At 52.3% G+C, this 13,916-nt stretch carries 4 protein-coding genes; 1 reads left to right on the forward strand and 3 read right to left on the reverse strand.

Annotated features, from left to right (window positions below; all coding sequences use genetic code 11):
• Positions 1-4: 4 nt before the first annotated feature.
• Both FH749_07310 and topB read right to left on the reverse strand, forming a co-directional pair.
• Positions 5-1,336 (reverse strand): purine permease, encoded by a 1,332-nt coding sequence (locus FH749_07310; GenBank protein ID MTI95281.1) that lies wholly within the window; start codon positions 1,334-1,336, stop codon positions 5-7.
• Positions 1,337-1,529: 193 nt separating this feature from the next.
• Complete coding sequence (topB, locus tag FH749_07315) at positions 1,530-3,608, reverse strand: DNA topoisomerase III (protein ID MTI95282.1); 2,079 nt, start codon at positions 3,606-3,608, stop codon at positions 1,530-1,532.
• A 124-nt stretch (positions 3,609-3,732) separates the two neighbouring features.
• On the opposite strand from topB, the gene FH749_07320 reads away from it, so the two are divergent.
• Positions 3,733-4,227 carry an NUDIX hydrolase gene (locus tag FH749_07320; protein MTI95283.1) on the forward strand — a complete coding sequence of 165 codons (495 nt, stop codon included), beginning with the start codon at positions 3,733-3,735 and terminating at the stop codon, positions 4,225-4,227.
• A 55-nt stretch (positions 4,228-4,282) separates the two neighbouring features.
• On the opposite strand, the gene FH749_07325 is transcribed toward FH749_07320, so the two are convergent.
• The gene (locus FH749_07325; protein ID MTI95284.1) at positions 4,283-13,858 is read right to left on the reverse strand and encodes a PKD domain-containing protein; all 9,576 of its coding nucleotides are present in this window, start codon (positions 13,856-13,858) and stop codon (positions 4,283-4,285) included.
• Positions 13,859-13,916: the final 58 nt, after the last annotated feature.

A 13,916-nucleotide genomic window follows, 5' to 3' on the forward strand; every position in this document is an offset into this window, starting at 1 on the left:
CGGTTTATGATGCTTTTTTATCCCTGCGGGTTTCTCTGCCAACATCTTTTGGCAGTACCAGGTTCAAGATTACTGCCACCAGACAGGCGACAACAATGCCGGAACCGGAGAATATCATTCCCACTTCTTCCGGCAGCTGGGCTAAAGCTTCCGGAACGGAGCCGAGGCCCAAGCCCAGCCCAAGGGCGACAGCAACAACCAGCAAATTGCGTCGGTTCATTTCACCCTGACTGATGAGTACTATGCCTGATGTGGCAATCATCGCGAACATGATAATCGCTGCCCCGCCGAGTACGCTCTGGGGCATGACAGAGACCAGAGCGCCGAATTTGGGGAAAAGTGCAAAGGCAATCAGGAACAAAGCGCCAATTGACACAACATACCTGCTCATAACACCGGTAAACGCAACAATACCAACGTTTTGACTATAAGATGTGTTGGGCAAGGAGTTGAAAATACCGGCGAAACTACTGGCAATACCATCAGCCATGACACCGCCGGATAGTTCTTCATCTGTAGCCTCACGGCCGGCACCACCCATGGTTATCCCGGATATGTCACCTACCGTCTCTACCGTAGTAACCAAATACATTATCAACATCGGAACAATTGCGGCCCAGTGAAATGACATGCCAAACTCCAGTGGTCGGGGAATCGCAAACCATTCCGCCGCGCCAACCGGACCGAAGTCAATCATATCCATGGGGATAGCGACGATGTACCCGACAACTATGCCAATTAAAATTGCGGCCATACTGATAAAACCCTTAAAAAACTGGTTGGCAATAATGACGACAACCAGAACGAGTGCTGCCAACGCCAGATTCTGGGGCGAACCAAAGTCTTCGGCACCAGCACCACCGGCGACGTAGTTAATCCCGGTTGGCATTAGCGAGAGACCTATCGCCAGAACGACTGTGCCCGTTACCACCGGTGCAAACAGCTTACGTATTGGTTTTAGGAAAAATCCCAAGATCATCTGGAAGAAACCACCTACAAACGTGGCCCCAAGGATGGCCGGCAGGCCAAAGCCAGGAGTAGTACCGATAGCAATGGCGGTCGGCAGGAAACCAAAGCTAGTACCCTGAACAACGGGAAGCTTCGCGCCCACCCTGCCAATGCGGTTAGTCTGTAGCAAAGTGGTGATTCCAGCCACTAACATGGCGCATTGAATCAAAAAGGTCTGCTCTCCGATGGTCAGTCCCAGCGCCCCGGCAATAATAATTGGAACAGCGACGTTACCACCAAACATAGCTAAAACATGTTGGATTCCCAGGGGAATTGCTTCATTAAGGGGCGGCTTGTCTTCGACGTCATAAACCGGTTCGACAATCACTTGCGTTTGTTTGTTTTCCTCCACGCAAAAAACCTCCTTAAAATTGTTACCCCTCCGGGTACATGTTAACACTATTCCGCTTTAACCCAATAAATTCCTGCCGAATATTAAATAAGTTTTAAATACATTATTTATTTTAAGTGCAGTTAACATTTTGCTGTCGTCAAACACAGCTACAATATCTTCGGTAGAGCTACTTACCCTTGCGAGCCGGGAAGTCAAACTCTACCCGGTTATCTTTCAGTACCAAACGGGCAGCAAACTTCTTGCCGGCTTTGGATGTAAAACCCTTGAGTTCCCGGGTGCGACCTTTGTTCAATAATTCACGGGCCTGGTTTGCACTCAAGTTCTTGCCGGCAATTCTTTTCCATATCACAAACTTACAGCCACCGGCCTCTGGCTTCCAGTTTCTGCAGCCAAAGGCTTTACGATTTTCCGCAACTTCGCCGCCACAGAGTGGGCAGGTACCGATTGGTTCCCTGGCAGAACCAGCGCTTGCGATTTCTGCCCGAGGCACAGTTAGAGCCGCCTCCACAGCTGTAGTTGCCAGCTTTGTCACAGCGTCCATGAACTGCGCAGGATCCTCTTCGCCCCGCTCCATGGCCGCCAAGCGCTTTTCCCAGTGACCGGTGAGCTCCGGCGAAAGCAACTCCGGGGTCGCCAGCAAGCCAATCAGCTGTTCTCCCTTTTCGGTAGGCAGCAGCGCCTTACCTTCTGCCCGCACATACTCCACGTTTTTGAGCCGTTCAATAATCGCTGCCCGGGTGGCGGGGGTGCCCAATCCACCCTCTTTCATGGCTTCCCGCAGCTCGTCATCATCAACCAGCGTCCCGGCCCCTTCCATGGCCGCAAGTAAGCTCCCCTCAGTATACCGGGCAGGCGGCTTGGTTTGGTCGGCGCCAATTATCACATCTTTTACCTGAACTGCCAGCTCCGGAAACAGTGGCGGCAGCAATTGCTCACCGCTTGCGCCTTCCACTGTCCGCCAGCCGGCCTGCACCAACTCTTTCCCCTTGGTCTCAAAACTCTCTGCTTCCACCTGGGTTATCACCCGGGTCTCCTGCCAAAGGCAGGGGGGATAGAATACGGAAATAAACCGGCGGACAATCAGGTCGTAAACCCGGGCCACCTCCGACGCGAGACGGGCGCCTGCTTTTTTTTCGGTGGGAATAATTGCATGGTGGTCAGTAACTTTGGCGGGATTGATTACGCGACCGCTTAAGCGAGGCGGCTTTGGCAAGAGCGGTTGGACCAACTCTGCATACTGTCCGACGCTAATCGCCTGCAAACGCCGGGGAAAACTGGGGATCAAATCGGGACTTAAAAACCGGGAGTTGGTCCGGGGATAGGTAATCAGCTTATGTTTTTCATACAATGCCTGGGCGGCAGCCAGGGTCCGGGAGGCGCTGTAGCCAAAGCGCTTGTTGGCCTCCCGCTGCAAGCTGGTCAGATCATATAAAAGCGGCGGGTTTTCCCGGCGTTCCTTGTGCTCCAGTTCTGCGATCCGGCCTGGTTTCCCGGCGACTTTACGGACAATCGCTTCAGCCTGCTCCTCCTGCCAAATCCGGTGGCCCTCTTTATTGAACCACCGCCCCTGGTACTCCCCCGCCTCTGCGGAAAAGGTGGCTTTGACCACCCAGAAGTCCTCGGGGACAAAGGCGCGAATTTCCTGCTCCCGGCTTACCAGCAAGGCCAAAGTGGGCGTTTGCACCCTGCCCACCGATAGTAAGGTCTTTTGCCGCCCGGTGTACGCCCGGGTGGCGTTGATACCCATCAACCAGTCGCCCTGGGAGCGGCAGCGGGCAGCGGCGGCTAGGTTATCGTAGCGCTCCCCCGGCTGCAAATCGGCAAAACCCTGGCGGATGGCACTGGTTGTCAGGGATGAAATCCAGAGCCGTTTAACCGGTCCCTGGTAGCCGGCAAGCTCACAAATCTGGCGGAAAATCAACTCGCCCTCCCGGCCAGCATCACAGGCATTTATGGCAAGGGTCGCCCCCCGCAGTAATCTCTTTATCAATTCGAACTGACGACGCTGCCGGGGAATTGTCTTGAGTCCAAATTCCGGTGGCACTATTGGCAATGTCTTCAGGGACCAGCGCTTCCACCGGGCATCATAATCCTCGGGTTCTTTCAGGGTGACCAGATGGCCACTGGCCGCGGTCAATATGTATTCGGGGCTCTCCATGTAGCCCGCCTGCTTAACAAATCCGCCCAGGGCCCGGGCAATATCCCGGGCCACCGAGGCCTTTTCGGCAATAATCACCGGTTTCATCACAAATCACCTCACGGACATATGTTCGCCAAGACGATGCAATTCTCCTGCAGCCCTGTTAAGGGCAAACAACAAGGGACTTGTCCCCTTGTCCTTATGTGGTATAATATCCTGGGTGATAATATTGAAATTGAGACAAATGGTCGGCATCCTGCTGCTCTCCGGCGACGAAATCCTGATGATCAAGCGCAGTGAAAAGCAAAAAATTGCCCCTGGCCTGTGGAGCAACATCGGCGGCCATATGGAACCGGAGGAACTAAATGACCCCCAAGCAGCCTGCCTGCGGGAACTACAGGAAGAGACCGGTTACCAGGCAGACGAAATTACCGGGCTTCATCTCCGCTATATCTCCATGGGCGAATTTAACGGCGAGCTCTACATTTACTATGACTACGTGGCCCACACCAATGTCAAACACCCCCTCCCCGCCTGCAGCGAAGGACAACTTGCCTGGGTGCCAGTCAAGAATTTGCACGCCCTGAAGATGCCCGAAACACTGCATCAGTTGCTCAATCACTTTCAAGAACATCCTGAGGAAAACCACACCCACATCGGCACTATTTCCGAAAATCTCACACTATGGACCCCGGACAGGGGGACAGGTCCCTCGTCCGACTAACTCCCATACAATATAAACATCCCCTCCCTACCAAAAATAGGGAGAGGATGTTTTTTTATACCTTTTTCCGCCTGAACAGGCTCCATGTTACCACTAAAACCAGTGTTAGCACCATAGCGCCCAGCCCAAACCACAACCAACGAGCAGCATCAGATTTAGTCTGGTTCGGATTGTCTTCGCCGGGAGTTGATTCCGGCTCCTTGCCTTCGTTTTCCCCGGCTGGGTCTTCCTGATCTTTCCCTGGGGTGCTGTCAGTCACTTCTTGGGGAGTTTCATGACTGCTGTCATCCGACACCCCGTCACCAGCGCCGGGAGTGTCACCAACTCGACTCCCACCGCCTTTATCATCCGTGTCATCGCTGTCTTCTTCCGGACCTGCGACGGTGGTAAAGCTGAAGGAAAACTCACGATTCGGCTCGCCGCTGCTGCCCGTTACCGAATCGGCGGGAATTGATACTGTGTAAATCGCGTTCGGGCGGAGTCCGCCTGCGGGCTCTAAGTGCAGAACATTACCCTGGGCGCCAGCGACAACTTCGCCACCGGGGCTGCTACTGCGAATACTGGCAGCGTACTCAACTTTATCTCCGTTTTGAGTAGTGATGGAGATTTCATCAAACTGATTGCCTTTGTGAATATCCTCATTAAACGTAATATCCACTTCGGTATCCAGAGCTACATCAACCATTTGATCTAGCGGGAAGGTAAAGATAACTGTTGGCTGATCGTAATCGGGCTCGGTGTTGAAGCCCAGAGTAAATGGTTGTCGCAACTTGTTGTCCTCAACACCCTGAACGCCTGCCGAATCAAGAATAAGCGTATAGGCCTGGTCGTGTTCAAGATTCTCCACTGTCCGAACTCGAAGGGTGGAGTCATTTATCTCAGTATCAATCTCAACACTCTGTCCGGCTCCATCAAAGAGATTGATTTCAGCAGCATCGCCATCAGCTTTCTGAATCGCCATATTGAAGTTGAGCTCTATTATTTGGTCAACCGGCACGGGTCGGGAGCTAGCTGCCGGCGCGAAAGATTCTATCTGCAGCGCCGGCTTATACAGAGTTACGGTGTAGATACTGTTTTCCTCAAAATACTGATTTACCCCTAGCGGAGGAATTAATTGAGCCGTTAAATCAACACCTTCGTCACCAAGCTTCTGGTTCGCTGCATCCCAGGTAAACAGCACCTGTGTTTTCTCTCCGCTTTCCAGGGCCGGAACCGTTGCCCTCAGCAAACTCTCCCCTTCAGCAGCTGCACCAATGTAGAGAGCAATCTCAGAATCTGCAACAGCTATGCTGCCAATATTGGCGGCTTCAGCTGTGAATAAATATCGTGTGCCACCTACCCACTGATAACGTAAATCGCTTAACTCAAGGTCTGGGGCAATGGCTGTTACCGCTGCCTGGTTGTTGGACCGGTCGCTATCCGCGACTTTTTTATCCGGGTCTACAACCACGTAGATTTCCTGCTCTTCTTCGCTTTGGGGCACCGTCCAGTCCACTGTTACCGCAGCAGTTGCCCGGGCGGGAATTACGGAATCAATCACCTGGGTTGCGCCAATTTGCTTGCCTCCCTCTGCGGGATTGCCGGCAAAGAAGGCAACTTCCACATCTCGGGCCGAGAACTCGCCGATGTTGCTGATATCCGCTGTTATGGCCACGGTACTGCCTGGGACCGGGTTCATCTGGGAAAAAGTAATATCTTCTTCCCACACTGCCAGGTCGGACCGGGGAGACAGGGAGGCAATCGAAAAGTCAGTCTGACCGGGATACACATGCTCCTCACCATCAATTGTTTCGATAATCCATTCCAGGGTGGTATATACAATCTTGAGATTACCTTCTTTGTCGACCACGGAATCCAGGGGCCGACTGACAGTCTTGTTGTCTGTGAGCCGAACTTCCCTGCTCCACACATCTTGGGCTTGCTCATAGAACAAAGTATGAATGTCGGCGCCTTCGCCGGCATGCAGGGAATAGCTCACAGCCGCCAACCCTGCTGCCGCGTCGGTTGTCAGGATGTAATCCTGCACTCCCGGCTCCGCCCCGGGGACTGGGTGGAAGTCTGCTTCTATGTCGCCTTTCAGGTAGACCAGCTGATCGTTTAGCGACCAGACCAACAGCAGTTCGCCATTGAGATAATCAACCAAGGGGTCGGCATTGAATCCGTCGCTGATAATAACCGGGTTGCTCCACCGGCCTTCTTCAAAAGTGATGACGTACAGATTCTGGCTTTCAGCTTCATCACCGTCCACCACAAAGGTGAGCACACCCTGTTTTCCGTTGTAGGCGAGGTCGGCGCCCGCATAGCCCTTGACTCCGCTGGCTGCGGTTTTCGGCTCGCTCCAAGCCTTGCCGTCCCAGTAGCTAAACATAATTTCGTTGGGCTCATCAGCCGAACCGATATAGTTGCCGGCCCTATTCCGTATCCATGTCAGCACAGCCTTGTCTCCGGCGGCGGCAATGCGGGGGGAGTGATCAAGATACTGATTATCTGTCAGCATCCGGTATCCGGCCCAGTTGCCCTCTGCATCACGGTTTGCTACGGCGATTTCGCTGGCCGCCAACATCTCTTCTAGGGTCGCGTCCTGATCCAATTCCTGGTTAAGCTTTTGCCAGGCCAAAAGAGTGCTTTCATCTGTCTTTGCAAGCACGGGCAGGAAATCTGCAGTTTTCGCTTCCTCCCCGAAATCGATGAATTCCGGAGTATTCCAGGTGCTGCCGTCAAATATCGAGCACTGAAGCTGGGTGTGGTTCATGTCAGCACGTTCCGGGTTATCTGCTATCCAGACCATCACTATTCCATCATCTGAGCGAATCAGCGACGGCTGGGGCTGGGGATAAATATTCTCCTGGAGCATCCGATTGTTCACAGCAGCGTCAGTAACGCCTTGGTTGAGCACGCCAAACCGGACCGGCTGCCAGTCGGACTGGGCCTCCAGATATGTCCGGGGCAACATTGACAGCTCTCCCTGGTCAGGAGGAGCGAGTGCGTCCCCCAGCAGGCCCAAACCACTAACCGACGTGCTATTGGAATTCCAGGTATAAACCAGCGCTTCCGATTCGGCACTCATAAACAGGAACTGGGTCCTGACTCCACCTTTCAGCTGGCCCTGAACATACCAGTCTATTTCCGGCGAAAACACAAATCTTGGACCAAGACTGCCACGAATGTAACCTTCAACACAGGCAATTCCCTTGGCGCCAGCGCCGATTGCTACCTCGACAAAGGGGGACATTCCCAATTCACCGTGAAACTCAAACTTATTTGTGTATAGTAAACCCAATCTGGCGTCCGCGCTAGCCCCGATTGTGGCGTCCAGATAAGCGGGCACCGGCCCAATCAGGAAATATTGCGTGTAACCAACGCTGCCCTCCAACTCCAAACTTACATAGCCACCGATCGGCAGCCAGTCCCCGTGGGCATCGGGAGCAAAAACATATTCCGCGCCGATAGCTCCGCCAATATCAACAGGTCCTATCTTTGTGCTGACATTGTTTCGGGCTGCCCTGCGGAAGGGGGACTTATAACCATCTGCGCCTGCTGCCACCCCGTAGACCAAATTACCAGCTTCATCTATCTCACCGTGCAAAGTTACAGTTTGCCTGTCTATCCCCAGGGTATGGGAGCCAAATACCGGCATGCCAGATGGCGCCCTGCCGGTTGCCATTCCAGGTAAACTTAAGGGTACCGAGAGCTCATACCTAACTCCCTGAAATACGGCAACCCCCAACGGAGGCCGCTTGGCAACAACGATGCCGCCGTCATAGGCGGGGGAAGAGCTGCCGTGACCGCTGACAGCCACCACCTGGAACCTTCCTGTGTCCATTTTCCCCATATCAAGCTCACCGAAGTTATAGTCACCAATCCCTTGCCGGAAAGCATCGGCAGTAAACGCCATCCTTTCCATGCCATCAGGAGAAAGCAGGAGGAGATAGCCCGGTTTATGCCCGTGCCAGTCTATCGTTGCCTGTAAACGCACTTCCGCTTCGGTGCCCTGGAAATAGGTAAACTCGTTGCTTGCGCCGGTATCCGACAGGGTGTTCTTCCCATGCCCGGAAGTAATGCGGGTAACCACCGGCCGCTCACTGGGAATATCAGGGGTGAGCTCCACATATCCGGTATGCTGCTTGGCGTAGAAATCCACGGTTTGTTCAAAATCATAGTAGTAGCTCGATGATATGTTAAGGCGCTGTTCGCCCATGGGAACATTTTCAATGACATAAAAACCATCATCGTCCCGGCTTACCGGCACCCTGCCGCCGTTGAGCCGCACTACCAAGCCAGTTACGTCTTCCTCAGTATAATCGTTAATTAAGAATCTGTACGTGGAATTACTGCCTGCCGTCATACGAACCAGCCTGTCCACCTTGCGGTCCTCATAACGGAAACTCAGATTGGTATTTCCGGGCGTCAGCTCTCCCCTGGCAATGGTAAGCACAGCGCGTCCATCCCGGTTGGTGGTTACTTCCCAGGTGTCGGAAACGGAAATAGTGCGCCCCTGCAGGGGAATGCCATTGGCCGAAAGCTCCACCGTATAGTTAAAGGTTGAAGCCGCCTGCGCCTCAGTCTCTGGCTCATAAACCAACAGCGTCCCCCCTGGTGATACGCTCATGGTGAAGTTGTCCAGGGCTTCAACGATTACTTCAACGCTCAAGCTAAACTGCTGCCCCTTATTATCGGTGGCGGTAAGGGTCACAGTATAATCGCCAGCTTCAGCATAAGAATAATTGATTTGCCGCCCAGCCTGGGTATGTCCGTCCCCCATATCCCAGCTGTAGTCCACAAGCTCCCGGCTATATTGCCGTTCCATTGCCAAGAAAATATAGGAGGCGTCGAAATCTACCGGGTCGCCCAAGAGGTGTCGGGCCGGGCTGAACTGGAAGGGCAGCAAATTGCCGGAAATCTCCTGCGCGGTGGTAAAGCTGAACCGGTAATCGTCATTTGCCTGCCCGGATTCGTCAATAATACTGCCTGCGGGCAGAATCACAGTATAGTCTGAAGAGAAGCTGAGATTGTCCACTGGAGTCACAATTAAAGTCTGGTCTTGCGTGCTCACATTTATCTCGACACTGTTGCCCGTTTCGTCCTCTAGGGATATGTCAGCGAACTTATCCCCTTTAGTCACGGGCTTGTCAAACAGCACCCGGGGCGCAATATTGACTGCCACATCTGTTTCATTGTTGGCCGGTGCAGGCAGCATTGCTGCTGTGCCCGTCTCGAAGGAGAAGGCGAAGTCATTTTCTGTTTCTACTCCCGAGGTATTGACAATCGATCCTGCCGGGACGAAAACATTGTAACGTGCATTGGGTCTCAAGTCAGTATCAGGAGAAATGCTCAAGGTTCGGCCCTGCAGATGGACCTGGGCATTAACTCGTTTGCTGTCGCTGTCCAGAAGACGGATATCCGCAAACTTGTTACCCTGGCGGACCCCTTCGTTAAAACTAATCCTGATATCGGGGTTGAGCTCTCTCTGGCCCTGCCCGGGCATGGGGTACTGACTTTCCACAACCGGTGGCGCCAAACTAGTTTCTGTTGTGAACTGATAGACTCTAACCCGCTGTAAGTCGCCATCATGGAGAACAAAGTGGGTCTCAAAGGAGTTGCCAAAATTATCCCTGACTACTCCCTGGGGAATCACCAATTCATATTCGGTGTTTCCGTCCAGCGCTGTCCGCGGCTCGACAATTAAGTTGTGCTCATTGATTGAAAACCTGGCGCCAACAGCTGCGCCGTTTTTCTCCCTGAGATAAATCTCGCCAAAATTTGGCCCGGATTGAATCACTTTCGTGAACTCCACTGTTACAACGCTATCGAGACTGACATCTGTGGCGCCCATTGCCGGATGAACCGAGGCAATTGCCGGCAGCTCCCGGTCAGCAAGGATTATCAGGTCAAATTCCTTTACCTCCCAGGCGAATCCCCTACTAAGGGTCGCGGTCAGCCGTATCTGTTGATTGCCCGCCGCCCTCGAAGGCCTGGTCACTTCTCCACCATGGGTAACGTAAGTAGTGTTGCTTGAGGTCCAGGTAATGCGGGAACCGTACCCGCCCCAGCCACTGAGTCCCAGATCGCCGGTAACACCGTTCAGGGAATCAGTGTCTGTAAACTCAAGTTCAAGGGCAACCCGGTCAAGAATCGCCGCTTCGAAATCTGTTACCGGCAACTTTCGGACAACCAACTCAAACTCTTTTGTGTCTGTTTCCACGCCTCTGTTTATAGTGGCGGTAAGGATGACAGACATATCTCCAGCCATATAAGCCGGACGCTTCACCCACTGGGCGTCGGCGCTCAGAACATCCGGGTGGCTGGAAGACCAGCTGATCTTGGTTTCATTGGCCCCGTGAGCAGGCAAAGTTTCCAGGGGACGACTGACAGAGCCCGCCGAATCACCAGGGGCAAACCCCAGATTCAGGGCAGCTTTGTCTGTAGCGACTGAATCCTGGTCAGAAAGCCGGACATTGATTGTCGCCCGGGGGTTGTTTCCTACATCCATTTTAAATGTAAGGGGCAATTCTGCGATCGGCTGCGATTCCAGAAACCCAGCAGCAATGACATACTCGTTGCCGGAGACTTGGTAATCCTCGCCTGGAATCAATTCCTCTGTACCGGCGAGAATCTTGTTCAATTGACTTCCATACGATGGGGTGAGCGTAAACTGCTTGTCCACTCCGGAACCGATAATATAATCGGCGCTCTCCGGTGCGACAAAAGACTCAAGCGTGATCACCAGTTCTCCCGGGACAAAAACTATGTCATAGTTGTCTGAACTGAAGCCTGATGGTGTAATAGCGTATGCTCCCAAATCTTCGCCAGGCATCCGGACAAGTTTTAAAGCGCCTGCAAGATTTGTCTCATCTTCACCGGGGGCGAAACCCTGATAGGTAACAGTCAGTTCCGGATCATCTTCTCCCTGCATCTTGACTTTGTTATCGGCGCTGATACTCAAGGGCCGCTGCCCAATGGTGAGCTGGGCCGAGGTAAAGGTGATATCATACCAAGAATGGTCCAAACTAGCTTGGGTAATCTGGTAGCTCCCAACGCCTTCGCCAGGTTCACGGCCCAGGGCGCCGGTAAGGGTATCCTCGCCAAACAACTGGCCGGCAATAATCTGATAAGTGAGTTGGGGATCGGCGGCGCCGTATATTTTGCTCTTGCCGTCAGCTGAAACGGTAAGCGGAGCGGGATTAATGGTCAACGTGCCGCTCTCAAGGATCAACTCGTAATTATCCGCCGTCAGGGCATCATGGTCGATTTGGATTTCATAGCTTCCGGGGGTTTTTGCATCCACAGCCGGCCCGGTAAACCTGAGGCTGCCCAGGTCTCCCTCGCTGTCTCCCGGGACAAAACCATCGAAACTGGCAGTAAAATCGGTAAACATATTACCGTTATAGATATGTGTCGGGCTATCTGCGCTCACAACCAGCGGCTTTTTCTCAACGCTAATCTCTAAAGTGGAGCTGATCGGCTGATAGTTTTCCCTGTTGTCGGGCATGAAGGTAACTGGCACGATATGCGTACCGACCTCCGGTTTCAAAAAGGGCTCTGCAAACACGAATCTGCCAGGAAGTTCGTTGGCAACCTTCCCGCCGCTCAGTTCTGAATCCATCAGGGCGTCACCATAGATAATTGGCGCGGCCTGGGGCCATTCTTCTACCGGGGGAGTTCCCCGCTCAACGTTAAAGGTATTAGATACACCCTGGTGTCCTGCATATTCTGAGCTATATATTGTCGCCGTTAGCGTATGCTGAAGAGCCAGCTCAACTGCTATTTGGTAGTTGACGTTTGTAAGGTAGTTGTCGCCGATAAACGAGTATTCGCTGCTTAAATTGGTCGTATGGTAAAAGTCAGGTATAACATTGCCGAATCTATCCCTGGGAACAATGCAGATAAAGAAGCTTTCCCCCACTTTCTGTGTCCCAATCTCGCCACCTTCGCCTGACTCCACCACCAGGTTATCAAAAGGCCCCGGGTCTACCGAGACTTGCCTTGAATGCACAGTAACAGGTGTAGCGCCCAGCACCGCTGTAAATTCGATAGTAATCGTTTCAGCGGTTTCATAGGCCAGATTTTCGAAGCTAACAATGCCTCCCGCAGCTCTGGCGGTGGTGACGCCAACCAATTCTCCGGTGCCGGCGCTGATTAAGGCTGTTACAACTGTATTGTCATCATGGGTAGCTAAATTTCCGTACGCATCCAATAGGTGCAACACCGGCTGAGCGGCAAAAGGTTCACCTGCAACTGCTGTGCTCGACGGTTCCGTTTCGATGTGCAGCTGGTCGGGCGGCCCGGAAACCACAGCAATACTGTATCCATCTGTGAGCACCGTCCTGTCCGCAATTACAACCAGGTCATCGGCACTCCCTGTCTTGGAGCCGGCTTTGATGGTAATCTGCACTTCGTTCTCGACGCCGGAGTCATAATCGTACTGGACACTTTCAATCCAATCGTAAGTATCCAGGGCACTCCCGTCTTTGCGTTGAATGTCAATCTTAATTTGTCCTTCTTCTGTACCTAGATTTGTCAAGGGTCTGCCTTGTTGATCATTTACGTAAACTGAGATTGAGTTTGACTCGCTTTGGGTGGGCAGAAGAGGCAACCCTGCATCGGGACTGATCTCGCTATTACCGGCATCAGGGACCTGGTATATAAACTCATAGGCTCCGTCTTGATTGAGCATCTTGGTAACCGGCGTCTCAGCCTGCATGTTTAGTACAGGACGCACCCAAGTTATGGTGCCAACGTTTGTAAGACCAAAATCGAAATCTGGATTTGGTTCGTTATCCCTGAAAAGCAAGCTTAATAAGTGAGCTTTTTGATTACCATTGGGTGTTCGGGTCCAGTAGTTTATACTGGGCGGAAACGGATTCGACCAATCATTATGATAAGGATGGTATGCCTTCCGGTTATTTCGAACCGTCTCAGCGTCTCCCTGAAAGTAGGGGAAAACCTCACCAATTGAAATGTAATCAATAGATAAACCCTGGAGATAAACAATGTCATCATTTGAGCTTGCTCCCAACTCAGTGGCAGAGGGAATAAAGACATTATCAGTGGTTGTGTAGCTAAAGCCATTACATTCTTTGTTGGGAACTGTGGTCGGGACAATATGCTCCTTAAAATCATTGGAAAAAAAGCTGTAAAACCCTTCCGATGCGTGTACGCCAGTGCTGTTTAACCAGTGGCGTAAAACATATTTATCTCCTCCGTGGATGCCACTGAGACCCCAGTAATTAGCCCCGCTATTATTATCGGGGTGCGGTGCAGGGTGCTGAAATATAAAATCATTGATTAGCTCTTCAGACATCAGGGTTACGCCTGAACCCTCCCCATAATGGTCTTTGGCCACCACAACCCAGGTGACGGGTTTGGTAACCGTGTCATAATCATAGCTTACGTAGTCATAATACTGCTGGAACATTATATAATCCCAATTCCAATTGGGATCAACCACCCGATCCCCGATCTGCAAATCCCACAGGTCCTGGGTGGCGCCTCCCGCGGCCTCAACCTCTGTACGATCCCACATAAAAGGCACAAATAAGGATAGTAAAAGTAAACACGCGATACAAATAACAACTGTTTTTATTTGCTTACTCTCATTAAACATTGTTTTAGCCCCCTCAAAGCCAAACATCTCTAGATATTAGATACCTTGGATAGATTATACACCGCGAAAAATATTCCAACCTAAA

Source organism: Bacillota bacterium (genome assembly GCA_009711825.1).
In the GTDB taxonomy this organism is placed as follows: Bacteria; Bacillota; Proteinivoracia; order UBA4975; family VEMY01; genus VEMY01.